The 25,161-nt window shown below is 38.9% G+C and carries 24 protein-coding genes; 8 read left to right on the forward strand and 16 right to left on the reverse strand.

Features of this window, described 5'->3' with window-relative positions; translation table 11 throughout:
• Positions 1–52: 52 nt before the first annotated feature.
• The 3 genes from HC728_RS04610 to fabB all read right to left on the reverse strand — a co-directional run bounded on the left by HC728_RS04610 (position 53) and on the right by fabB (position 3,535).
• Entirely contained in the window at positions 53–1,066 is a 1,014-nt protein-coding gene (locus tag HC728_RS04610; protein ID WP_012534156.1) for an aspartate-semialdehyde dehydrogenase, read from the reverse strand.
• Positions 1,066–2,196 (reverse strand): 4-phosphoerythronate dehydrogenase, encoded by a 1,131-nt coding sequence (locus tag HC728_RS04615; protein WP_190395163.1) that lies wholly within the window; start codon positions 2,194–2,196, stop codon positions 1,066–1,068. The genes HC728_RS04610 and HC728_RS04615 overlap by 1 nt, the downstream gene beginning before the upstream one ends.
• Before the next feature lie 127 nt (positions 2,197–2,323).
• On the reverse strand, positions 2,324–3,535 hold the full coding sequence (gene fabB / locus HC728_RS04620) for a beta-ketoacyl-ACP synthase I (protein ID WP_005420034.1): 1,212 nt from the start codon (positions 3,533–3,535) through the stop codon (positions 2,324–2,326).
• A 120-nt stretch (positions 3,536–3,655) separates the two neighbouring features.
• Here fabB and mnmC point away from each other — a divergent pair, with 120 nt between their 5' ends.
• Positions 3,656–5,698 carry a bifunctional tRNA (5-methylaminomethyl-2-thiouridine)(34)-methyltransferase MnmD/FAD-dependent 5-carboxymethylaminomethyl-2-thiouridine(34) oxidoreductase MnmC gene (gene mnmC, locus HC728_RS04625; protein WP_190395164.1) on the forward strand — a complete coding sequence of 681 codons (2,043 nt, stop codon included), beginning with the start codon at positions 3,656–3,658 and terminating at the stop codon, positions 5,696–5,698.
• Positions 5,699–5,827: 129 nt separating this feature from the next.
• On the opposite strand, the gene HC728_RS04630 is transcribed toward mnmC, so the two are convergent.
• Together HC728_RS04630 and HC728_RS04635 are read right to left on the reverse strand one after the other, a co-directional pair.
• On the reverse strand, positions 5,828–6,799 hold the full coding sequence (locus HC728_RS04630) for a lytic transglycosylase domain-containing protein (protein ID WP_005420038.1): 972 nt from the start codon (positions 6,797–6,799) through the stop codon (positions 5,828–5,830).
• 4 nt (positions 6,800–6,803) lie between these two features.
• Positions 6,804–7,085 carry a YcgL domain-containing protein gene (locus HC728_RS04635; RefSeq protein ID WP_005420040.1) on the reverse strand — a complete coding sequence of 94 codons (282 nt, stop codon included), beginning with the start codon at positions 7,083–7,085 and terminating at the stop codon, positions 6,804–6,806.
• 184 nt (positions 7,086–7,269) lie between these two features.
• Here HC728_RS04635 and minC point away from each other — a divergent pair, with 184 nt between their 5' ends.
• Genes minC through minE form a run of 3 tightly spaced genes read left to right on the forward strand, consistent with a single transcriptional unit; the run spans position 7,270 to position 9,039 of the window.
• Entirely contained in the window at positions 7,270–7,935 is a 666-nt protein-coding gene (gene minC, locus HC728_RS04640; protein WP_190395165.1) for a septum site-determining protein MinC, read from the forward strand.
• Positions 7,936–7,960: 25 nt separating this feature from the next.
• On the forward strand, positions 7,961–8,773 hold the full coding sequence (minD, locus tag HC728_RS04645) for a septum site-determining protein MinD (protein ID WP_005420047.1): 813 nt from the start codon (positions 7,961–7,963) through the stop codon (positions 8,771–8,773).
• 2 nt (positions 8,774–8,775) lie between these two features.
• Positions 8,776–9,039, forward strand: coding sequence for a cell division topological specificity factor MinE (minE, locus tag HC728_RS04650; protein WP_005420052.1), 264 nt, complete (start codon positions 8,776–8,778; stop codon positions 9,037–9,039).
• 68 nt (positions 9,040–9,107) lie between these two features.
• Here minE and rnd read toward each other — a convergent pair whose 3' ends face one another.
• From rnd to HC728_RS04685, 7 genes are all read right to left on the reverse strand, one after another.
• Positions 9,108–10,229: a ribonuclease D gene (rnd, locus tag HC728_RS04655; RefSeq protein ID WP_005420054.1), complete on the reverse strand. Its 1,122-nt coding sequence runs from the start codon at positions 10,227–10,229 to the stop codon at positions 9,108–9,110.
• 128 nt (positions 10,230–10,357) lie between these two features.
• Positions 10,358–12,040, reverse strand: a complete 1,683-nt coding sequence (gene fadD / locus HC728_RS04660) for a long-chain-fatty-acid--CoA ligase FadD (RefSeq protein WP_005420056.1) — start codon at positions 12,038–12,040, stop codon at positions 10,358–10,360.
• Between the two features lie 185 nt (positions 12,041–12,225).
• Positions 12,226–13,095: an alpha/beta fold hydrolase gene (locus HC728_RS04665; RefSeq protein ID WP_012533198.1), complete on the reverse strand. Its 870-nt coding sequence runs from the start codon at positions 13,093–13,095 to the stop codon at positions 12,226–12,228.
• Positions 13,096–13,101: 6 nt separating this feature from the next.
• Entirely contained in the window at positions 13,102–13,653 is a 552-nt protein-coding gene (locus HC728_RS04670) for a Slp family lipoprotein (RefSeq protein WP_190395166.1), read from the reverse strand.
• A gap of 71 nt (positions 13,654–13,724) precedes the next feature.
• Positions 13,725–14,024, reverse strand: coding sequence for a hypothetical protein (locus tag HC728_RS04675; RefSeq protein ID WP_011262262.1), 300 nt, complete (start codon positions 14,022–14,024; stop codon positions 13,725–13,727).
• 59 nt (positions 14,025–14,083) lie between these two features.
• On the reverse strand, positions 14,084–14,785 hold the full coding sequence (tsaB, locus tag HC728_RS04680; protein ID WP_017020114.1) for a tRNA (adenosine(37)-N6)-threonylcarbamoyltransferase complex dimerization subunit type 1 TsaB: 702 nt from the start codon (positions 14,783–14,785) through the stop codon (positions 14,084–14,086).
• A gap of 7 nt (positions 14,786–14,792) precedes the next feature.
• On the reverse strand, positions 14,793–16,751 hold the full coding sequence (locus HC728_RS04685) for an ATP-dependent DNA helicase (protein WP_190395167.1): 1,959 nt from the start codon (positions 16,749–16,751) through the stop codon (positions 14,793–14,795).
• A 235-nt stretch (positions 16,752–16,986) separates the two neighbouring features.
• Here HC728_RS04685 and purU point away from each other — a divergent pair, with 235 nt between their 5' ends.
• Positions 16,987–17,820 carry a formyltetrahydrofolate deformylase gene (gene purU / locus HC728_RS04690; protein ID WP_017020112.1) on the forward strand — a complete coding sequence of 278 codons (834 nt, stop codon included), beginning with the start codon at positions 16,987–16,989 and terminating at the stop codon, positions 17,818–17,820.
• Positions 17,821–17,876: 56 nt separating this feature from the next.
• On the opposite strand, the gene HC728_RS04695 is transcribed toward purU, so the two are convergent.
• Both HC728_RS04695 and HC728_RS04700 read right to left on the reverse strand, forming a co-directional pair.
• Positions 17,877–18,674, reverse strand: a complete 798-nt coding sequence (locus HC728_RS04695) for an alpha/beta fold hydrolase (RefSeq protein ID WP_005420070.1) — start codon at positions 18,672–18,674, stop codon at positions 17,877–17,879.
• Between the two features lie 165 nt (positions 18,675–18,839).
• Entirely contained in the window at positions 18,840–19,625 is a 786-nt protein-coding gene (locus HC728_RS04700; RefSeq protein ID WP_238933789.1) for a helix-turn-helix domain-containing protein, read from the reverse strand.
• An 88-nt stretch (positions 19,626–19,713) separates the two neighbouring features.
• Between HC728_RS04700 and HC728_RS04705 the strand changes: the two genes are divergently transcribed.
• A complete protein-coding gene (locus tag HC728_RS04705; protein WP_065598262.1) occupies positions 19,714–20,607 on the forward strand; it encodes a DMT family transporter in 894 nt (297 codons plus the stop codon).
• A 63-nt stretch (positions 20,608–20,670) separates the two neighbouring features.
• Here the strand turns inward: HC728_RS04705 and HC728_RS04710 are convergent, their stop codons facing one another.
• Both HC728_RS04710 and malX read right to left on the reverse strand, forming a co-directional pair.
• Positions 20,671–21,843 carry a MalY/PatB family protein gene (locus tag HC728_RS04710; protein WP_065598259.1) on the reverse strand — a complete coding sequence of 391 codons (1,173 nt, stop codon included), beginning with the start codon at positions 21,841–21,843 and terminating at the stop codon, positions 20,671–20,673.
• 128 nt (positions 21,844–21,971) lie between these two features.
• The gene (gene malX / locus HC728_RS04715) at positions 21,972–23,549 is read right to left on the reverse strand and encodes a maltose/glucose-specific PTS transporter subunit IIBC (RefSeq protein WP_005420079.1); all 1,578 of its coding nucleotides are present in this window, start codon (positions 23,547–23,549) and stop codon (positions 21,972–21,974) included.
• A 248-nt stretch (positions 23,550–23,797) separates the two neighbouring features.
• On the opposite strand from malX, the gene HC728_RS04720 reads away from it, so the two are divergent.
• A complete protein-coding gene (locus tag HC728_RS04720) occupies positions 23,798–24,820 on the forward strand; it encodes a Mal regulon transcriptional regulator MalI (protein WP_017020108.1) in 1,023 nt (340 codons plus the stop codon).
• Positions 24,821–24,940: 120 nt separating this feature from the next.
• Entirely contained in the window at positions 24,941–25,099 is a 159-nt protein-coding gene (locus HC728_RS04725; RefSeq protein ID WP_190395169.1) for a YqaE/Pmp3 family membrane protein, read from the forward strand.
• The last annotated feature ends 62 nt before the right edge of the window (positions 25,100–25,161 follow it).

The following is a 25,161-nucleotide window of genomic DNA, read 5'->3' on the forward strand; positions in this document are numbered from 1 at the left end:
TTAAAGTAAATAACGCTCTTTATTTTATAAAAAACAAGTTAAAGCACTATTATTAGTAGTAATCTCGGATTAGCACTTCTGCAATTTGAACTGCGTTTGTTGCTGCGCCTTTACGCACATTATCTGCAACTACCCACATATTTAAGCCCATTGAATGGCTGATATCTTCACGAATACGAGCAACCATTACATGATCTTTACCCGTAGCATCACTTACTTGTGTTGGGTAATCATTACCGTGGAATACTTCGATACCATCGGTTTCTTCAAGTAAACGCGTTGCTTCAGCAGCATCGATTGGTGCACGAGTTTCAATATGAACGGCTTCTGCGTGACCGTAAAATACAGGTACACGTACACATGTTGGGTTTACTGTAATCGTATCATCAGCAAAGATTTTTTGCGTTTCCCACACCATTTTCATTTCTTCTTTGGTGTAGCCGTTATCCATAAACTCATCAATGTGAGGCAAACAGTTAAACGCAATTTGCTTATCGTATGCTTTATTTTCTGCTGGTAAACCATTTAATAATTTAGCGGTTTGACCTGCTAACTCATCAATTCCTGCTTTACCTGAACCAGACACTGATTGGTATGTTGATACGTTGATACGTTCAATACCTACGGCATCGTGAATCGGTTTTAAAGCAACTAACATTTGAATCGTTGAACAGTTAGGGTTCGCAATAATATTACGATTACGGAAATCAGCTAACGCTTCAGGGTTTACTTCAGGAATAACCAATGGAATATCGTGGTCATAACGGAAGTGTGATGTGTTATCAATAACGACTACGCCTGAATCAGCAGCAATTGGTGCCCATTTAGCTGATAATTCACCGCCCGCAGAAAATAGACCGATTTGTACTTGGCTCCAATCAAACTCTTCTACGTTCTCAACGGTTAATGTTTTACCATTAAAACGAACTGTTTTACCTTCACTGCGCTCTGACGCTAAAAGGTATAAATTGCGAACCGGAAAATTACGATCTTGTAATACTTCTACGATTGCTTCGCCAACGGCACCAGTTGCGCCAAGAATGGCAACATCAAATTCTTGAGTCATTAGACTTCCTCGATTGTAAATCCAAGTTGTTGTAACGGAGTAAGATCACAGCATTGAGTCCCTGTGATCGTGATAGCACTGTATTCTCTTCTATCCCAATAATCTTTACGCATTTTATCAAACGCTCCGACAGTTGTGATTTCTTTTCTAAATACAGCATCATCTTTTCGCACATCATAGACTAACTGAATCAAATTGTGCAGTGTTGAATGATCCCATTGTTGATTTAATCTCACGTTAGGAATCGGTGCTATCGGTAATAATGTTTGAGGGTCGGCTCTTTCACTGCGTTTTAAAAATTCACAGTAAGAGTTAAATATCATTGTCGTACCACGCGCTTTACCTTCTAATCCATACCCTGCAATATGCGGAGTAGCAAAAGATAATAACGGCAATAATTCCATATCAACGTCTGGTTCAAACTCAAAAACATCCAGTACCGCTTTAAAGCCGTCTTGTTTTAGCAAACGTTGTTTTAAGGCTTGATTATCTACCACAGGGCCACGGGCAGCATTAATTAATATTTGGTCATTACGTAATTTTGATAATGTTTTTTGTCCAATGAGATGATGCGTAGGATATTCACCATCACGAGTAATCGGTGTATGAAGAGTGATGACATCTGATTTTTCTAGTAATTCATCCAATGCTACGAATGAGCGAGAGTCGCCCTCTTGCTCTTTAATTGGATCATTCAAAAGATAAGAAATATTCAATGCATCTAAACACTGAGCTAAATAAGAACCAACCTGCCCAGCACCAACAATTCCAAAGGTTTTATCGAAAATAGAAAAACCATGCTGTTGAGCTAATACCATTAAACAACTTAATACGTACTCCGCCACACCGACTTTGTTACAGCCCGGCGCGGCGGTAAAGAAAATACCCTTCTCTTTCAGCAATGCTTGATCAACATGATCCATGCCAGCAGTTGCCGTACCGACAAATTTCAGCTTATTGGCTTGCGAGAGTAACTCAGCATTGACTTTCGTTACTGAACGAATCATCAATGCATCCACATCAATCAGATCGTCAGCAGTTAGTGTTCTGCCTGATTTAGCAATAACTTCACCTAACTCACTAAACAGTTCAGCAGCATAAGGCATATTTTCATCAATCAGTATTTTCATTTTTTAATCAGTTATCCTTTCAATTCATGAATTCAGTTTATCACTTCCATAACAAAAAACAGGTATAAAAAAACCCAGCCAATTTAAGTGACTGGGTTTTTATTATTTGTTTTCAGTGATTACACTATTACGCTTCGTATTTCTTAATAACTAGCGTTGCGTTTGTGCCACCAAAACCGAAGCTGTTTGACATTACTGTGTTCAGTGCTTGATCTCGTTTTTCAGTTACGATATCAAGACCTTCAGCTGCTGGGTCTAGCGTTTCAACGTTGATGCTTGGCGCGATGAAACCGTGCTCTAACATTAGAGTAGAGTAAATAGCTTCATGAACACCAGCTGCGCCTAGTGCGTGACCTGTCATTGCTTTAGTTGCAGAAATTGCAGGGCTGTTAGCACCAAATACTTCTTGGATTGCACCTAGCTCTTTTGCATCACCTACAGGTGTTGATGTACCGTGAGTGTTCACGTAATCAACGCTGTCTACGTTTTGCATCGCCATTTTCATACAACGAACTGCGCCTTCGCCTGATGGTGCTACCATGTCGTAGCCATCAGATGTTGCACCGTAACCTACGATTTCACCGTAAATTTTAGCGCCACGAGCAAGTGCGTGCTCAAGTTCTTCGATAACTAGCATACCGCCACCACCAGAGATTACGAAACCATCACGGTCTGCATCATAAGTACGAGATGCTTTTTCTGGAGTATCGTTATACTTAGATGATAATGCGCCCATTGCATCAAACATCATAGTCAGAGACCAATCTAGCTCTTCACCACCACCAGCAAACATTACGTCTTGTTTACCTAGTTGGATAAGCTCTACTGCGTGACCGATACAGTGTGCAGATGTTGCACAAGCTGAACTCATTGAGTAGTTCACGCCTTTAATTTTAAACGGTGTTGCAAGACATGCAGAAACCGTTGACGCCATTGTACGTGGAACCATGTAAGGACCAACACGCTTAACGCCTTTCTCACGCAAGATATCAACTGCATTTACTTGGTTTAGTGATGATGCACCACCAGAACCCGCAACAATACCTGTACGCTCATTTGAAACTTGATCTTCTGTTAAGCCAGAATCCGCTACTGCTTGCTCCATTGAGATGTAAGCAAATGCAGCCGCATCACCCATGAAACGCATTTTTTTGCGATCAATGTGATCAGCAGGGTTCATTTTCAAATCGCCCCAAACATTACTGCGCAGACCTTTTTCAGCAAACTGCTCAGAGAAGTTAATGCCTGATTTACCAGCTTTCAGAGACTCTAATACTTCTTCTGCATTGTTACCGATACTTGAAACAATGCCCATGCCTGTAATTACGGCTCTTTTCATGATTCTTTCCTAATAAGTCATAAATCTTGGTAGATAATAGCGAAGATAGCACAACAAAGTGGTCAGCTTTCCTATAAGTCGTTAAAATCCGACGTAGATTATCTTTAATGGTACAAATTTATGTCACAAAACCACATTTTACCACAAAACAGCATCACTAATGCAGTCCTTGAATGGAATGAGTCTGGAACACCCGTCTCAAATGATTTTGATGACGTGTATTTTTCTAACGATAATGGGTTAGAAGAAACACGTTATGTGTTCTTACAACAAAATCATCTTCCACAAAGATGGCAAGAATATGACCAACGTCGTTTTGTGATTGGTGAAACAGGATTTGGGACTGGATTAAACTTTCTTGCTGTATGGCAATGGTTCAAAGAGTTCCGTTCACAATACCCTGATGCTCCTTTAAAAGAGCTTCACTTTGTTAGCTTTGAAAAATTTCCAGTTACTAAATCTGATTTAATTAAAGCTCATCAAGCGTGGCCAGAATTGGCTCAATTTGCTGAACAATTACAAGAACACTATCCAGCTGCCGTACCTGATTGCCATCGTTTAGTACTAGAAGACGGCATGATAACACTTGATCTCTGGTTTGGTGACATAAAAGATTGTATGCCTCAGATCTGGATGGACGATAAAGGACTCATAGATGCATGGTTCCTCGATGGTTTTGCGCCAAGTAAAAACCCTGAAATGTGGAATCAGACTCTTTTTAATAATATGGCAAGCCTAGCCAAAGAAAACTGTACCTGTGCTACGTTTACTGCAGCTGGGTTTGTTCGTAGAGGCCTAATTGAAGCTGGCTTTGATATGAAGAAAGTCAAAGGCTTTGGGCATAAGCGTGAAATGATTGCGGGCACATTAACGGAGCGTACAACCAAAGCAAACCATGAAGTATGGTATGCCCGTTCAACCAAAGAAAACATCACTGACGTTGCTATTATAGGAGGCGGTGTTGCTAGTGCTGCATTAGCCACAACCTTAATTAGACGTGGTGTAAAAGTGAGTGTTTATTGCAAAGATGAGAAATCAGCACAAGGGGCATCAGGTAATAAACAAGGTGCTGTATACCCACTGCTTAATGAGAAATTCAATTCTCTTTCTCGTTTCTTTGGTCCAGGATTTATTTTTGCTCGTCAGTTTATCGACCAAGCCGCTAAACACGTAGAATTTGATCATGATTGGTGTGGTGTTACTCAGTTAAAATGGGATGAAAAATCCGCCAATAAGCTAAATAAAATGCTTGAAGGGAATTTCCCTAATGAACTTGTCTCTTCTTTTGATATCGAGAAAACCAATCAAATGGTTGGCTTACCGATTAATATGGAAAGCGTCCACTACCCATTAGGTGGCTGGTTATGTCCAAAACAATTAACTCGTGGATTATTTGAACATTTATCAAATAATCCACTGTTCACTCTACATTGTGATTCAGAAATAACCGCCTTAACACAGAACGAAGAACAACAATGGATTCTGTCATCAGATAGCAATGCTTACCAACATCAAGCCGTTGTGGTTGCAAATGGGCACAGATTCACTGATTTTGCGCAAACTAAAGACATTCCAGCGACACCTGTTCGTGGACAAGTCAGTCATATTCCAACGACAGAATCACTAAAAAATCTGAACACCGTATTATGTTATGACGGTTACCTAACGCCTGAAAATAGCAAACATCAAACTCACTGTATTGGTGCTAGTTATGATCGTCGCGATTTGGATCTTGCATTTAAAGAGTCAGACCAAATCGAGAATGGCGAGAGATTACGAAAATGTATTCCAAACGAAACGTGGCCAAACGACGTTGATACTAGCGATAACCAAGCTCGTGTAGGCATTCGGTGTGCTAGTCGTGATCACCTACCATTTATCGGAAACGTGGTACGTTTTGAAGATATGCAAGAAGAATACAAAAACATCTATAAAAAACGCCACTGGTTGCGTGAAGCTAAAGATATTCCTGTTTATGATGGTTTGTTCTGCATGCTAACACTCGGTTCTAGAGGATTGAGCTCTGCCCCATTATTAGCAGAAACTTTAGCATCACAAATTATGGGTGACCCAATTCCACTACCAAATTCAGTACTTGAGGGATTGCATCCAGGAAGATTATGGGTAAGAAGGTTGCTGAAAGGAAAACCGTTGGATATTTAAGAGAAAGTAAGAGCAGGGACTAGGTCGGTCGCCAGCTCCCTTTCAGGTCTCAGGGGACTAGTTGTAAGCAATAAACTCACAACAAACACCCCTGAATCCTTTGAGCGAAGCGATCTGAACCCTGCTCTGTTACTTAATCGAATCAGCTAAGTGACTTACCGCTAACGCAAAATAATGCGAACGGTTCCAATCCATTAATACTTGGTAGTTATTGTATACAAGGTATGCTCGACCATCTTTATCATCAGGTTGAACTAACCATGCTTTAATATCTGCATCAGGTAATGCTTTACCGGTTAAACGACGAACACCTAACTCTTGCCATTGTGCCAATGATTTACCTTTTTCTTCCGATAAACCTTTCAAACTTTCAGCATCTAAAGAGTCTGGCAATTGCACTTGACGTCCCCATGTATAAGTATCGTCCCAACCCACTTGTTTTAAGTAATTAGCGGCAGAAGCAAATACATCGGCATGCGTATTCCAAATGTCTTTTTTTCCATCACCATTTCCATCAACAGCATAAGATAAAAATGATGTTGGCATGAATTGGCATTGACCCATTGCACCAGCCCATGAGCCTTTCATGTTTTCAGGTGTAATGTGACCTTGCTGTAAAATGGTCAATGCTGCCATGGTTTGCTTTTTGAAGAACGCTTCACGACGGCCGTCATAAGCCAACGTCGTTAATGCTTCAATAACGTTATAACCACCCGTTAATTTACCAAAGTTACTTTCAACACCCCATAACGCGACAATAAATCGTGGTTGAACGCCATACTCTTCACCAATTCGATTTAACTCTTTGTAGTGTTTTTTATATAAATCATTCGCTTGCTTAATTTTCCATTTTGGCACAGCTCTTGGAATATACTCATCCAGAGTCAATTTCTTCTCTGGTTGATTACGATCTGATTTTACGGCTTTCTCTTTAAATGCAACGTTTTTAAATGCACGTTCTAAAATCGGTTCTGAAATCCCAATTTCCCGAGCTTCATTTTTCAACCCTACAATGTAATCTTGAAAATCTCCTTCAGGAGTTGCTGATGCTGATGTTGCCAAAAATAAACTGACTATCCCTAGCAGTAATTTTCTCTTCATAAAATTAATTCTCTTCTCTTGCTGCTTTATCTTTTTTGTATTTTTCAAGCAGGTTTTCTGGTGGTGGCGGTAACTGCAAAAAGAATCCATTTTCTTTTATTGCTGTTTTTACTTTTTCTACATCAACTGAAGCCAGTTTTCTGCCTTCTAAATTTACCACCATTACCATGGTTGGAGTACCGAACATCGACATAAGTTCTTGCGGTACAGGGGCAAAATCATCTTTTTTCTCAATATAAAGATAAGCACCTTGTTTTTTCGTGCTTTTATAAATGGAACAGAACATTTTATAACCTATTTTTTGAAAGGATTGATCTTGCTCTCAACTTATTTCAAATGATTAATGTCTATTTGGTGAGAGGCTTGCTAAAAAGTAGACTTCTGACAATAAGATAACTTGCTGTACAGTCGAAGTGACTATAACATGGTATCAGATTTGTGGTATTAAAATTATCAAGATACAGAATAGTATGACAAAAACAGCCGATTTAAAGGGCAGTAATTTCACCCTTTCAGTATTACATTTGCCTAATGATGACGTTGCTTTAGCATTAAATATGCTTGAGCAAAAAGTGGCACAAGCACCTTCTTTTTTTGCTTCTGCACCCGTTGTCGTTAACATTGAAAATGTATCGAATGAAATTAACTTTGTTGAGCTAAAATCTGGTGTCGAACGTACCGGCATGATTCCTGTTGGAATTACAGGTTGTAAAGATAAACAAAAGCAAGCTCAAGCAACTGCTGCTGGCTTTGCAGTAATGACATCTTTTACACCTCAACAAGTAACGCAAAAAGCAAATATGCAACCAACGAAAGTGGTAAAAACACCAATTCGTTCAGGCCAGCAAATATATGCAAAAGATGCGGATCTTGTGATCTTAAATAACGTAAGTCCAGGTGCTGAAGTAATAGCCGATGGCAGTATACATATTCATGGCACATTACGCGGCAGAGCAATTGCTGGTGCGAGTGGGCAAGCAGAAGCAAAAGTCTTCTGTAAAAACTTACAAGCTGAGCTAATTTCCATCGCAGGTAATTATTGGCTAAGCGATCAAATTGACAAAGAGTATTGGCATCAAAATGTCATGATCACTATGGTTGAAGACCGTATTCAGATCGATACCCTAACGTTATAGCACAATAGAAAAAGGAATAATAAAAATGGCACGTATTGTCGTTGTGACTTCAGGCAAAGGTGGCGTAGGTAAGACTACTTCTAGCTCTGCAATTGCATCGGGTCTTGCATTGGCTGGCAAAAAAACTGCGGTAATCGATTTTGATATTGGTTTACGTAACCTTGACCTAATTATGGGTTGTGAGCGTCGTGTTGTTTACGATTTTGTAAACGTGATTAACGGCGAGGCAACGCTAAACCAAGCGTTAATTAAAGATAAGCGTGTAGGTAATCTATTTATCCTACCTGCTTCTCAAACTCGTGATAAAGATGCATTAACCAAAGATGGTGTTCGTCGCGTTCTTGATGAACTGATCGAAATGAACTTTGATTTCATTATTTGTGATTCTCCAGCGGGTATCGAAGCGGGTGCTTTAATGGCACTGTACTTTGCAGATGAAGCGATTATTACCACGAACCCTGAAGTTTCTTCAGTTCGTGACTCTGACCGTATCCTTGGCATTTTAGATTCTAAATCACGCCGAGCTGAAGACTCATTAGAGCCTGTAAAACAACATCTACTACTAACACGCTACTGCCCTGCTCGAGTGAACCAAGGCGAGATGTTAAGTGTGGGTGATGTTGAAGAAATTTTAAACATTCCACTTTTAGGTGTGATTCCAGAGAGTCAATCAGTACTAAATGCATCAAACAAAGGTGTTCCAGTAATTTTTGATGAAGAGTCTAACGCCGGTGCAGCATATCAAGATGCTGTCGATCGCTTGTTAGGTAAAGAAGTATCATTCCGTTTCTTAGAAGAAGAGAAAAAAGGCATCTTTAAACGACTATTTGGAGGTTAAGCATGGCATTGCTTGAGTTTTTTAGACCACAGAAAAAAGCCACTGCTAACATAGCTAAGGAAAGGCTACAGATTATTGTTGCAGAACGTCGAAATGGCGGCCCTGCACCATCGTACTTGCCTCAACTTAAAGAAGATATTCTTAAAGTGATCAGCAAATATGTTGAAGTAAATCCTGATATGGTCACTGTTTCTTTAGAGCAAAAAGAAGAAGATTTATCTGTTTTAGAATTGAATGTCACTCTTCCTGACGAAGACGATCATTAAACTGAAAATACAGTTTTAAGCGCGCATTAAAAAGGTGACTCTGAGTCACCTTTTTTATTTTTAGACTGTTATTTCTCTATCACAGACATAAAACGCGCTTCTAATAGTTCACCACGCCAACCTTTTAATACATCAGGTTTTAATTCTGGTGCTGCGTTCTTTTTCCATTTCCAAGATAATAATTGATTTAGCTGTTTTTTCGATGCTAAAAACTCAGGCATTAAACCTGACTTATCCGAAGCGATTTTCACTTCATCTTTTAATAATTTAAAGATTTGCTTATAGCCAGGGTAATCCATTAATCGTGTTACTTGCTCTGGGTATTCGTTTGGATTTAAATCATCGGCTAAATAAGTAAAACGTAATAATTTACCACCATGACGTTGGACTTCTCTTGGATCAAACTCTTCTTTAAGCATTTGCTCTTTACTACGAAGTCCAAAGCGAGCCAGTTTCCAAAGGCTCAGCTCTTTTACAACAAAGTTAACCGCTAAATCACGCTTTCTTGCTTCTTCTAAACGCCACTTTGCAGCCATTTTTAAAATAGCTAACTGTTTAGGATTAAGCTGCCACGCATTTTTAATATCTAAATAGGCCTTCTCTGCATCAGGTTGCTTTTCACGTTTTTTAACTGCAAGTGTTGATTCCTGATAAGCTGCATCTTCCCATTGAGTTTGAGATAACTCAGCTTGAAGCTTTTCAAATAATGGCAATAAATAATGCACATCTGCCGCTGCATAGTGAAGTTGCTTATCGGATAATGGACGTGCCATCCAATCCGTTCTTGCTTCGCCTTTATCTAATTCAATACCTAAATAGTCAGAAACTAGCTTAGCGAATCCCGTAGAAAGTCCATAACCTAAAAATGCCGCCATGATTTGTGTATCAATCATCGGCGTTGGCATACAACCAGCGTAATGTTGGAATACCTCTAAATCTTCACCACATGCATGAAGTACTTTTGTCACTGATTCGTTTTTCAATAAATCCCAAAGAGGCGTTAAATCATCAATCTCAACCGGATCAACAAGCGCTAATGTCTCACCATCAAACATTTGGATTAAACCTAAACGTGCATATAACGTTCGTGTTCTTACAAACTCGGTATCCAACATTAAAAATGGTTTAGTGCTTGCCTGCTGACAGATCTCAGCTAAACGCTGACTCTGGGTAACAATTTCAAATTCCACAGTATTTCCTTAATAGATGCCAAGGCAAGATAGCTTAATCTCAGTAAAACTAAGCTATCTTGTCTCTATAAATAAAAATAATGCCAGCGATTAGGCTGGCATTATCGTATTTTTATATTGTACCTAAATTATGCGTTTTCTTCTGCTTTATATTCATCACGCAGTTCACGACGCAAAATCTTACCTACGTTTGTTTTTGGCAGATCATCTCTGAACTCAACAATACGAGGAATTTTGTAACCTGTAAGGTGTTTACGACAGTGTGCAACTAACTCATCTTTAGTCAGGCTAGGATCGCGCTTAACTACACAAATACGAACCACTTCACCTGACGTTGGATGCGGTTTACCAACAGCCGCCACTTCTAGTACTTTGCCATGAAGCGCTACAACATCTTCAATTTCATTTGGATAAACGTTAAAGCCAGATACTAAAATCATGTCTTTTTTACGATCAACGATATGTAAGAAGCCTTCATCGTCAAATTTAACGATATCACCCGTACTCACCCAACCGTCTTCACAAATCATATCTTTTGTTGCTTCTGCACGGTTCCAGTAACCTTTCATTACTTGTGGTCCACGCACTTGAAGCTCACCAACTTGATCGTTAGTTAGTACGTTACCTTCATCATCAATCATACGAACTTCTGTTGATGGGACAGGTAAACCAATTGAACCATTGTATGACGTTAAATCATGTGGGTATGCCGCTACCAGTGGTGAACACTCAGTTAAACCGTAGCCTTCTAATAAGTAACAACCTGTATGTTGCTGCCATTTTTCTGCAACAGCACGTTGCACAGCCATACCACCACCAACAGCCAGACGTAAATTACTAAAATCTAACTCATGGAAATCTTCATTATTTACTAATGCGTTAAACAGCGTATTTACGCCAGTAATCGCCGTAAATGGGTATTTTTGAAGCTCTTTAATGAAACCTGGGATATCACGAGGGTTAGTGATAAGCAGGTTACGGCCACCCATTTCAATAAACAGTAAACAGTTAACCGTTAACGCAAATACATGGTAAAGAGGAAGTGCAGTAACAATCAGTTCACGGCCTTCTGTCAATACAGGGCCATAAGCGCCTTTTGCTTGCATTACGTTTGCGATCATATTGCGGTGAGTTAGCATTGCGCCTTTTGCAACGCCTGTAGTACCGCCAGTGTATTGTAGGAAGGCTAAGTCTTCACTTTCAATAAATGGCTTAATGTACTGCATTCTACGACCTTTACGCAGTGCATTACGCATAGATGTAGCATGTGGAAGATCGTATTTTGGTACCATCTTCTTCACGTACTTAACAACGAAGTTAACGATGGTGCCTTTTGCACGAGGAAGTTGCTCACCTAAATTCGTTAAAATAACGTGTTTAACAGGAGTGTTATCAACCACTTCTTCTAGGGTGCTAGCGAAGTTTGAAACGATAACAATAGCAGCAGCGCCTGAATCATTCAGTTGATGCTCTAATTCACGTGGTGTGTAAAGTGGGTTAACGTTCACCGCAACCATACCTGCACGAAGTACACCAAATAATGCAATTGGGTATTGCAGTAAGTTTGGCATCATTAACGCAACACGATCACCTTTTTTAAGCTTCAGTTCATTTTGTAAGTAAGCTGCAAAAGCACGGCTACGCTCTTCTAGCTTACGGAATGTCATTACTGAACCCATATTAATGAATGCTGGTTGATCGGCATACTTGTGAACCGATTTTTCAAACATATCCACTAATGAGGTGTATTCATCTGGGTTAATTTCTGCTGGTACGTCTTTTGGGTAACGTGAAAGCCAAACTTTATCCACGCTTTTCTCCTATTCTTATATGTGACTTATTGCTAGTACGACAATAACTCTATGACAGTGATCACTATCACTTTTGTGGTGTAGACTATTTACTCTACAATTTTAGTCAACTATTTTTATTCACAATTATTCATTCGATGTTTTTTTAAACAAGAATGAGGGCTTTTTTTAAAGATGTGAAGTATTTATGTAGTAATAGTGTTAATTAATGTGGTTAAGTGCTCACTTATTAAATTTGGGTTTTCCAAATGACAATGGTGACCACCTTTAATGTGATAACAGGTAAAATCCGCAATAAATTTATATCTGTGTTCTTTCTGTTTTAAATGACCATAGCCATTCTGCCCAACTACTGCAAACACTGGGCATTCAATTTTATCCAACAATGCTAAAGCGTGAGTTTCCGACATTCGATATAAAGAATCACACTTTACTTTCGCATCTGTGGTCCATTGAACATATTCAGATTCTACTCTTAATGAACGTAAAACCATCGGCTCAATAAGAGATTGAGGTAACTGATTAACTTTAGCTCTTAATTCTAAAGCCGATTGAGCATCTTTTAACGTTCTCTGCGGTTTATTTCGGTAACGCTGACGACTCAATATCCCTTGACGCAATCTATCTGTTATTTGGTCTTCATCTTCACTCAAAGGGCCTAGTGCTTCTATCATCATTAGAGCTGATACTTTCTCTGGGAAAGCAGCACAATAAGCACTAGCAATTAAGCCACCTAAAGAATGTCCAACCAAAATAACGGATTGTTGATTTAAATGTAGGATAACTTGGTGAAGATCATCAATATAATCAAAAAAGTGATAAAAATTATCCCCACCTTTATGAGAGGACAATCCATGCCCAAACCAGTCAAACGCAATCAAATGGTGGGTTGGATTCGTCTTTGCGTACGATTCCATTGTGGTAAGAAACGTCGCCGCATTATCTTGCCAACCATGTAAAAACAGAATCGTTTGATCGACCTGTTCAGGTTTAACTTCAAGTAAAGCTATTTCACCATGGTAAAGAGGCAGTGATCTTTCATGAAACAATGACATCAGCGTTTACTTCACTTCCTGTACCACTTTGCCACGACGGGTTTCAAGGTGACTTCTTTGATGAAAACAACGAGCACCAGCGCATGGCATATAGCTCATATTCAAATCATTAGTCACTACATACTCTTGTATTTGCCATAGATGAATAGCCGATGCTTGAATTACAGGAAAAGGATAAACAAATTCACCTACGTTGGCCTGCTCAATACCATCAGCCTGACCAATCACCGTAATTAATCGCCCTTTAGCGTAAGTAACAGGATCAATAAATCCATTTACATACACAACAAAACGACCATTAGGTTCTTCGGAAATATCTGGCTTTCCAACAGAAGAAATTGGAAGGTTTACAATTTCAATTCGAGTTTGATCCGACAAGTTATCAAGGCGAGCAATCACACCACCTAATCGTACTTCCGCTTTTTCCCCAGCATTTGCAGCATCAGAGAAAGCATTATATTCAACCAGAGTCGTTGCTTGAGTTGATTTAAGTTCTTGAGGAAGAGAGCTACACCCTACAAGTAATAATACAGAAAGAAAATAAATAACTTGTTTCATATTGAACCTCTCACGATTGAAGTCATACCAATTAACATAAGATCTGAGTTACATAAAGGTATGGGCTAGCGTTATATATAGAGATCGACACCGACTAATTGAGCAAGTTCCTCTCTTCGCTTTTGAAGCATGACTTCCATATATTCTTCCATTGCGTGACGATTACGCCCTTCAGGTAAGTCATATTGAACACGAGAGTTCGCATATTCAGATGCATTCAGTTGTTTAACTTGTGTCGTTACAGCAGTCGCCACTTTTGATGGCTGCGCAACTAGAGATTTACTTCCAGTCGCCTTTTTAACTTGGCTCTTTTTTCCTACTGCTTGCTGTTTTTGTATCAGCGCAGGCGGCAACCCTTGAATCGATACCATAATGACCTTTTGAATAAACAACTAAGCGAGGTTTTCACTCCTCGCTTGGATATTAAAAACTATTCGCGTCCCGGTAATTTTTTCCACGTCACCGTATCACGAACATAAACAGGACTTGATTCTTCTGCAGGAAGCGCCAAGCCTTGTTCGAATTTTTGCTGTGCAAGTAATGCCATATCTTCAGCATCAGGGTAAAGCACATCAGAGGCTTTACGCTCTAAAGGCAATGTTGCCAATGCTTCTGTATAAGCATCCCAACCTGTACCAACCATTAACCATTCACCTGATTGTTCCGGTAAATACGTTGATAACGCCTCTGGTGCAGACACAGTTTCAGCTACGTCATAAGTCCAAGTACCATCTTGATTACGTTGGTACATACCAAAGTACACTTCACCCATGCGCGCATCAATTGAAGCTGCAACTTGAGTAGCTCCGTGTAATCGGTAACCCGCTTGTGCCATTGCTTCTAATGTTGAAATGCCTACCATAGGTAAATCGGCACCAAACGCTAAACCTTGAGCAATACCAATACCAATACGTACACCAGTAAAACTACCAGGTCCTTGGCCAAATGCTAATGCATCTAAATCTTGTAAGCGCACACCCGCTTCTTTTAATACTTCATCCACAAAAGGAAGAATTTTAATGGTGTGTTCACGCGGTGCCACTGCACGTCGAGAATAGACTTTTCCGTCAACAATTAGTGCGACTGAACAGTTTTCAGTGGCGGTATCAACCGCTAAAATTTTTGCGCTCATTAATGCCTCAATTTTCTAAAATGGCTTTTTGTTCTACTTGTTCTATTTCTGTCTGATTCGTTTGTGCTAAAAATTCAGACACTTTTTTCAAATCTCGTGTTCTTGGTATTGGTGGCAAACTTTGTAAAAAAGTCGAACCATAAGGACGAGTCACTAAGCGATTGTCACAAATCACCAATACCCCTTTATCTTTGGTATCTCGAATAAGACGCCCAACACCCTGTTTTAAGGTTATCACCGCATCAGGGATCTGCACTTGAGAAAAGGCATCCCCACCGCTTAATTGACAATCTTCAATACGCGCTTTTAATAGCGGATCGTCCGGTGCCGTAAAAGGTAATTTATCAATGATAACACAGCTTAAGGCATCACCTCTAACATCAATACCTTCCCAGAAAGCTCCAGTTGCAACCAACAATGCATTACCCAGTTCCATAAACTCTGTAAGTAACTTTTGCTTAGTGGTTTCACCTTGAACTAATACTGGTAAATCAAGTATTTGCCTAAAGAGTTCAGCTAAGTCTCTCATCATTTGATGTGATGTACATAAAAAGAAACAGCGACCTTGGTTTTGCTTAATAACCGGTTCCAATAATTCAACCAACTTAGGAGCAACACCATAGCTATTTGGCTCAGGTAAAAATCGTGGTACGCATAATAGAGCCTGTGATTGATAATCGAATGGGCTTGGTAGTGAGAACTGTTTTGTCGGCTCTAACCCTAAACGTTGCGTAAAGTGTGAGAAATCATCATTAACCGCTAACGTTGCCGATGTAAAAATCCACGCGCCCTCTTTTTCTGCCACTTGCTCTTTGAACTTATCAGCAACCGACAGTGGCGTTATATGTAAACTAAAATGTCTTGGGGTACATTCATACCAATATGAATAGCCACTTATTGTAGTATCACATACACGCTCTAAACGATTTTTCAATAACGTGCATCGTTCAAAAGCTGCATCCAACAATTGACTGCGACCTAAAGCTAGTTTTAATACATCATAAGCAAGTTCAAAGGCATCATTGATGCGCAAAATTTCTCGTTGAACCGCTTGTGATTTTATTGCCTCTCGCCAATTACCTCTAAAGCTGGTATCCCCTAAAATAATACGTAAATCCATTGCGGAACCAGCTAAGCGTTCTGCCACTTTTTGTAATTGACGCATATCTCTTGCTTCAGTGCGATAACCTATTTCAATGTCTTTTGCTAATTCCGTTAATTGGCGACTTGATAAACTTTGCCCAAAATATTGACTCGCAATATCAGGTAACTGATGGGCCTCATCAAAAATAAAAATATCCGCCTCGGGGATCAATTCACCAAATCCCGTTTCTTTAATCGCCAAATCAGCAAGAAATAAGTGATGGTTAACAACCACAACATCCGCATCAAGGGCTTTTTTACGCGCCTTAACAACAAAGCACTCTTCAAAGCTTGGGCACTCTTTACCTAAACAATTATCGTTAGTTGATGTGATAGAAGGAATGATTGGACTATCTTCAGCAATAGCTTCACAGTCACCTAAATCTCCCGTTTTGGTTTCAGAAGACCAAGTTCTTACTTTAACTAATTGCGTCAGTAATTCCGGGTCCGCTTGAGGGGTATGGCTTTCAATTAATTGACGATTCAACCGTTCAGGACATAAATAATTTGAACGACCCTTTAACAAAGCCACCTGGCCATAAAAACCAAGAGATGACACCATTAATGGCAAATCACGATGGAAAAGTTGTTCTTGAAGGTTTTTTGACCCAGTACTAATGATGGTTTTTTTACCACTAACCAGAGCAGGCGCAAGATAAGCGAACGTTTTCCCCGTCCCCGTTCCTGCTTCAACGACTAATTGAGTACCATTTTTAATTGCATCATGAACAGCATGAGCCATATCCAACTGGGGTTGACGAGGTTGAAAGCCGGGAATGGCTTTACCTAATGCACCTGATGACGAAAAAATCTTGGCAATCATATCAACCGATATCCATCGTGAATAAAAAAGAAAAAGAGATTATGCCAAGAAACCAGAAGAAACTAAACGGGAAGTTTGTACTGAATCGAAGCTAATTTACTCCACCTAATAATACTAAATTCACTTAGTGTTTTGATTTGATATGGTAAAAACTCCTTTACGCTCCCTTCTTTTATCGGTAAAAGAATAAGGTGAATAAAATTAATAATTACACTATGTAAGCACGAGAGATAAAATGGAAAAGAAAATACTATTAACGGATTGCCCTGATTCTCGTGGGCTAATAGCAAAAATAACCAACATTTGTTACAAACATCAGCTAAACATTGTTCATAACAATGAATACGTTGATAACGTAACAGGTCAGTTTTTTATGAGAACTGAGCTAGAGGGCATTTTTAATGATGTCACTTTCCTAGCAGATATTGATGAGGCACTCCCATCAGGAAGTCATCGTAAATTGGTGACTGAACCACGAAAAAAAGTGGTTATTCTCGTCACTAAAGAGGCACACTGTATTGGTGATATTCTTATAAAGGCCTATTCTGGCGCGATGAATATCGATATTGCTGCTGTTGTGGGGAATCACGATGTCTTAGGTGGGCTCATTGAAAAGTTCGATATCCCTTTTCATCATGTATCTCATGAAGGGCTATCACGCGAAGAGCATGAAGAGAAAATGCTTGAAGTGATTAACTCTTATGAACCAGAATACGTTGTATTAGCAAAATATATGCGTGTGTTAACGCCAAATTTTGTTGCTCAATTCCCTAAAAAAATCATTAACATCCATCACAGTTTCTTACCGGCTTTCATTGGTGCAAAACCTTATCAGCAAGCTTATGACCGCGGTGTAAAAATCATTGGTGCCACCGCACACTTTGTGACGAATGATTTAGATGAAGGCCCAATCATTAAACAAGATGTTATCCCTGTGGATCACAACTTTAGTGCTGAAGACATGGCAATGGCTGGTCGTGATGTAGAAAAATCAGTATTGAGTAAAGCGCTAACAAAAGTATTAAACGATCACGTTTTTGTTTATGGCAATAAAACCGTTATTCTTTAACGGCTGAAATAAAAAACGGCGATCATGATGATCGCCGTTTTATTTTTAATTCATGGTTATTGAGCCGCAATAAACTCTATTGCGTATTTATTAAATTCTTTCGGTCTATCAATATTACACACATGCCCACATTCAGGGATTTGTAATAACTGACTGTGTTGATGAACTGCCACCATCTCTTCCACTGGTTTCATGAACAAATAATCATTTGCCCCCATCAAGTAAAGTGTTGGAATCGCTAATTCTTTATCTTTAAAGTAACGCATTAACGGATTCACATCAGCAGCTAATTTAAACCAACGCTTAAACTCTTTTTGGCACAATTTTTTAGCTTCACGAGTGAACACATGTCGAGATTCTTTTTGGCTTTTTTGTGGCATCACCACATAAGAAAACAACTTATAAAGCCACATATAAGGCATGATATTCTTTGTCATATCGCCCATTTTGATCAAAAACTGAGAGCGAAAATTAAAACGAGTAATCGCTCCAGCTAATACCATTGAGCTCACACGATCTTGTGCTAATTCAGCCAAGTTTCGAATAATAATCGTACCAAGAGACATACCAACAAAGTGCGCAGATTTAATATTAAGATGATCAAGTACATCTAAAATATCCTGACTTACCACTTTAAAAGAATACTGTTTATTGATGAATTCTTTGATTTGAGAGAAATGGTTCGAACGTCCATGACCACGTAAATCAATGAGCAATACATTAAAATTCTTTCTAAAAGCAGCGATTTGCTTAAACCATGTTGTTGAGCTTCCACCCGCACCATGGACAAACACTACCCACTTAGAGCTCGATTCATGCTCATAGGTTCTATGGAATAATAAAGACTCAGACATCCTTTCAACTTCATTCAAAATTTACGTTAACATTGACTATAGCATTTCAAATAGAAGATGAATACTTCACACTGCATTTCCCATCACAGCATTAATATATTCATACAAAAATAATCTAACTATCTGATTTTAAAAAATCAATAAGAGTGATTACTCTATAGTTATCTATTTTCCCTGCTGCTCTTTTCTAAACTGTTCAGGAGTTACTCCCGTATGTTTACGAAACATCTTAATAAAAGAGGAACCTTGGCTATAGCCTAATTGATATGCAATTTCATTAATTGATATAGCATCTTTTAACAAAACCATAGCCTTCGCTAATTTAGCCCTCTGGCGCCAATAATTAAAACTCATTTTCAACTCTTTTTGAAAGCGCCTTGCCAAGGTTCTTTCAGTACTAAACACCCGCTTTGCCCATATTTCTAAACTTGAATCATCAGCAGGATTTTCTTGTAGTTGCATTAAAATAGGCGCTAATAATTTATCATCCGTAAAAGGAAGATAGTTTTCTATTGGATTGGTTCTTGATAAACGCTCGATCAGAACATGACTTAAATATTTATCTTCTGTCGTAAGAACTGCTGTAGTTTGACGCGCGACAAGATCATCAACTATAGCCCTTAATAATGGCGTTAAAGGAAACATACAAGCGCTCGTAGGTAGCTTCTGACTCAATTCAAATTCAATATTAATCGCACAATATTCAACATCATTATGATTAAACGCACGATGCAATAAATGAGCTGGCGTCCAAATAGCATAATTGGCAGGACAAAACATTTTTTGCTTATCTACTTCCATTTCAAGTCGTCCTTGCTTAATCAAATGTAACTGACCCCAAGGATGTGAATGCGATAACGTTTCTGTTTTTGCCTCAAGGAAAAAATAATGAAAAAACACATCCGTTGGCAGACTTTCATCTAATTGAGGCAGGAATTTTTTATCTGTCATGTTCGCTATGTTAGGTGTCCTAAATGGCATACAACTCTGCTCGCTATTGATGTGACAATTCTATCAATTATTTCTGATAGAGGTTTTTATGACTATCTTCTTCCCTATTACAGCCGTATTTATCTGGGCGACGAATGCCGTGATAAGTAAACTCGCTACCGAAGCAATCGAACCTGGTGCTATCGCATTCTATCGCTGGTTTTTTGCTATATTTATCTTGCTGCCTTTTTGTATAAAACCGGTATGGCAACAAAGACAACAGATTAAAGCTCACTTAGGAAAGTTAACCATACTGGCTTCATTAGGTATGGTGCTAAACCAATGCCTTGCTTACTACGCAGCTCATACAACAAGCGCAACCAACATCGCTGTCTTTTTATCACTGATGCCTTTATTTGGATTATTCCTAGCCGTTCCTTTATTAGGTAATAAACTTAAAAAACAAGCGTTAATTGGCGCTATCATTTCGTTTTCAGGGCTTATTTATATGCTAAGTGAAGGAAACCCAATGAACTTATTATCAAATGGAATAAAACAAGGTGATGGCTTAATGTTTATCTCAAGTTTGGCTTACGCTTTATATTCCGTTTTGCTTAATAAATGGAAACTACCGTTGGCACCTTGGACCTCCGTTTTTTGCCAAATCGTTATTGGAGCTGCACTTCAGTTACCTTTATTACTAACAAGTGACTCTTATATGATCAGTCATACCGCGCTGCCTATGGTTCTATTTGCTGCTGCTTTTGCTTCTGTTATTGCACCATGGTGTTGGCTGCAAGGCGTACAAAGGATTGGGGCTTCACAAGCTACGTTATTTATGAATTTAGTGCCTGTATTTACTGTAATAGTCAGCTTTATTTTTCTGGGTAAAGTTCCGACTTGGTATCACTTAATTGGAGGAAGTGCTGTACTTACTGGCTTACTCTTGGCTCAAGTCAAAATCACATCAATGCAAACAGCACTCTCAGAAAAAGTCGTTTAATGTCAGGTAGCACAAGCAATCATCAAAGAATATGCACCTCTAATATAAAGAGGTGCATCACTTTTATTCAGTCAATTCTTTAACCGCAGAAATCAGCGCCATCAGTCCTTTTTCTACTTTTTCTCTTGGACAACCTAAATTCAAACGGACAAAATATTTTCCAACCTCACCATAGGTACTCCCTTGCATTATCGCTACCTTATGTTTCTTAATAAGACACTGATTTAGTTTATCCATATCAATAGAGAGCGAAGAGAGATCAATCCAAGCAAGATAAGTTGCATCTGGAATTTGGTAACCAACGCTCGGTAACTGTTCTGCTAAGGTTTGTGCAACATAATGATGATTTTCATAAAGATAGGTTTTTAATTCGTCTAACCAAGGCGCTCCTTTTTGATACGCCGCCATTAAACCAATAACACCAAGGATCGATGGTGATGATAAGCCATCCACTTGCTTAAGATTAAACAGGTAGTTATCTCGTGCAGATTCTTCTGCAATAAATGCATAAGCTCCATTTAGTGCAGGGATATTAAATGATTTTGATGCTGAACTGACTAACGCCCAACGTTCCCCTGCACCAAAACCCTGCCAAGGCGTATGAGGCTTAAATGAAACATCCATGTGGATCTCATCACTAATTACTGCCACATTATGCTTTTGACACAACGAAGCCATACGAGTTAATTCTGCAGATGTCCAAACCCTTCCCGTTGGATTATGCGGGCTACATAGAAGCAAAATCGTATTATTTGGATCCGCTAACTGTGTTTCAAATTGCTCCCAATTAATCTGATAACCAGAGTCTGTAGCTTGTAACTTATTAGCGACGATGGTACGCCCTAACCCTAGAATCATTTTGTCAAAAGCATCATAAGCAGGAGTATGGATAACCACCCCTTGATTCGATTGACTCCATTCACGTATTAATTGAGAGACGATATAAATAACGGAAGGCCCATACACTAGATGCTCATCATTAAATTCAGCATCAAAACGGCTCTTAAACCAATGGGTAACCGCATTTTTAAAATCACTGTGATTCCATCGACTATAGCCAAACACCGGATGATTAATACGAGAGTTTAAGGCTTCAATCACAGCAGGAGGTGCTGCAAAATCCATATCCGAAATAGTAAATGGAAGCAAATCCGCTTCCCCAAATCGGTCCTCAACATAGTCCCATTGAGTGCAGTAACTGCCTTTACGATTAATTTGTTCAGAGAAATTGAACATAGATAAATACTCCCAAAAAACAAACCAGAAATAGAAACAAAAAGAAAAAGAAAAAGCGGAGTTAAATAAACTCCGCAATGAAAACCAACCTAAACATAGATTAACAACTGATTTAGATTGGCATCATACTAAGCTGGCGTTGCCATTAATGATTGAATTTCATTTTTAACCATATGAACTTGAGTACCAATAACCACTTGTAAACTGTGTTCATCAAGCTTCACAACACCAAGAGCACCGTAAGCCTTTAGCTCAGCATCATTTACCAATCTCATATCAGCAACGGTTAAACGTAAACGTGTAATACAGTTATCAAGTGAAGTAATGTTTTCTGCACCACCAAGAGCCGCAAGGATTAACGCCCCTTTACCACCTTCAGTAGCTAGGATCGTTTCAGCTTCAGCCGATACAGGAACTTCGTTCGTTTCACGTCCAGGTGTTTTCAAGTTAAATTTAAGAATCGCAAACTTAAATACGAAGTAGTAAATAGTAAACCAAACGCCAGCAACAACAGGAACCAAGTACCATTTCGTTGCAGTACCTTGAAGTACACCAAAGACTAAGAAATCGATGATGTTGCCATCAGTATTACCAATAGTGACATCTAACATCCCCATTACCATGAAACCTAAACCAGTTAGCATCGCATGAATAAAGTACAGAACAGGTGCAACAAATAGGAATAAGAATTCAAGAGGTTCAGTAATACCACCAACGATACAAGCCACAACACCAGAGATTAATAACGCTTTAATTTTGCTTCGATTTTCAACTTTAGAACAGTGATACATAGCTAGGGCTGCACCAGGAAGACCACCTAAGAAGGCTGGCATCTTGCCTTGAGATAGGAATGCAGTCACAGATGGTGTAAAACCTTGTGTGTCTGGACAAGATAATTCTGAGTAGAAAATATTAAGAGCACCAGATACCGTGTCACCACACACTTCCATCGTGCCACCCGCTTCTGTGAATCGAATCAGCGCAACCAGAATATGATGAAGACCGATAGGAAGCAGTAAACGCTCACCAGCACCAAATAAGAAAGGTCCGAAATCTCCTGCACCTGCTATCGCATAACCAATACCGTTAATGCCAGCTGCAAAATAAGGCCAAATAAAAGGAACAAGCAGACCAACAACGCCAAGTGTAATTGAAGAGATAATTGGAACAAAACGAGCGCCACCAAAGAAAGCTAACGCATCTGGCATTTTAAATGTGTAGAAACGAGTATGCAGTTTCGCAACAATAATACCAACGATAACGGCACCTAAAATGCCCGTATCAATAGATTCGGTACCAAGAATAGACGTTACGCCGTATGACTGACGCAGAGCTTCACTATCTAGAGCTCCTGTCACAGTTAAATAGAAATTAATTGAAAGGTTAAGTGCGGCGTAACCAACTAAACCTGAAAATGCCGCAACCCCTTTTTCTTCACGGGCTAATCCCATTGGAATCGCAATCGCAAACATCACTGGTAAGTAGATAAAAGCCACTAAACCAATTTTTGTCATCCAAATAAAAATATATTGAAGAATAACGTTATCAAAAAAAGGCATTGCTTCTTTTAACGCTGCACTAGAAAAAGAGCTCCCGATACCAAGAAGAATACCCGAAAAAGCGAGCAAAGCGACAGGAACCATAAAGGTCTTACCTAAACTCTGTAAGAACTCCCACAGAGTAGTTTTATTAGCTTTTTGTTGCATAGGATTTCTCCATTAAATAAATCAAATAAACAACAGGAGGTAATTCAACAGCTTTAAATTTGTTGAGTACGCTTTCGTATTTATCGACACAATACACATGATAAAGACTTGGTAAAACGTTTTACCACTTTTCCTGTGATCACGATCGATATAATTTTTCAATTTATATATAAATGCTATAGAATGAGGAATCTAAAGAAGGTTTTGTTAGGTGAAACGTTTTATCAAAGACAACTAAAAGAAGAATCATGATAAATAAAAAAGCAAATATAAAGGATGTCGCTGAACGTGCAGGGGTTTCTGTAACCACGGTTTCGATGGTGCTAAGCGAAAAAGGACGCATATCTTCTGATACGATTGATAAAGTGAATCAAGCCGTACAAGATTTGGGTTATATAAAAAACCGCACAGCCTCTAACCTACGCTCACAAAAGTCGACTTTAATCGGCCTAATCTTACGCGACATCAGTGATCCTTATTATGCGGAAGTTGCCGCAGGAATAAGTGAAGTCTTAGAAGAAAAAGGTTATATGCTTTTTCTTGCTCAATCAGGCACAAGCCAAGAAAAATTTGATCAATGTTTAGCAACCATGATTGCTCAAGATATTGGTGGAATCATCTTCTGCCCTATTCGTGATTCAGGGATCCCAAACCTTGATAAAGTTAAAAACGTAGGCCTTCCTATTGTTTGTGTGGCTCGAGCTAAAATAAATCAACAGATCGATTTCGTTGGTCCTGATAATATGCAAGCGGCTAAAATTGCTACTGAATACCTTATTAAACAAGGCCATCGACAAATTGCTTATGTTGGTGGACAAAGTGATTCTTTAAGTCGTGCTGAGCGTTTAGGTGGCTATTGCAGCACCCTAATGCAGTTTGGTTTACCTTTTAAACCAGAATGGGTTGTTGAATGCGATAAAAGCCAAACCGCATCAGCAGAAGCCGTGAATCAATTGATGAATAAGAACCCTAAAATTACCGCTATACTTTGTCACTATTCATCAACAGCTTTTGGTGCAGTATATGGCGTTAACCGAGCGAATCGCAGTGTAGGTAAAGATAACTACATTGGACAACAAGTTGCGATTATTGGATTTGATGATGTGCCTGAAGCTGAACTAATTCAACCATCACTTACCTTTGTATCTTCTCCAATTCGGGATATTGGTCGCCAAGCAGGTCATCGTTTAATTAATCAAATCAATGATAAAGACAGCGTACCTCAAAGCTTAATTTTAAGCCCTGAGTTAATTGCTCGTAATTCTGCATAAATAAAAAAGTATAGCTTGGGTTATTAATGGGAATAATATTAATAACCAAACAAATACATTGATATTAATGTAATAACAAACTAACGTGAAATCTCAACTTCATTTTATTAAGGATAATATATGAACAAACTGTTTTTAATTATTTTATGTGTATTACTGCCACCACTTGGTGTTTTCTTTGCCAAAGGTGTCGGAAAAGATCTTCTTATTAATATCATATTGACGCTTTTATTCTGGATTCCTGGAATGATCCACGCACTGTGGGTCACAACTCGATAGCACAAAATAAAAAGCGAAGCCTATGATTGGCTTCGCTCTTACTTAAAAATATATTATTGCAA

The organism is Aliivibrio sp. S10_S31 (assembly GCF_014694495.1).
Lineage (GTDB): Bacteria > Pseudomonadota > Gammaproteobacteria > Enterobacterales > Vibrionaceae > Aliivibrio > Aliivibrio fischeri.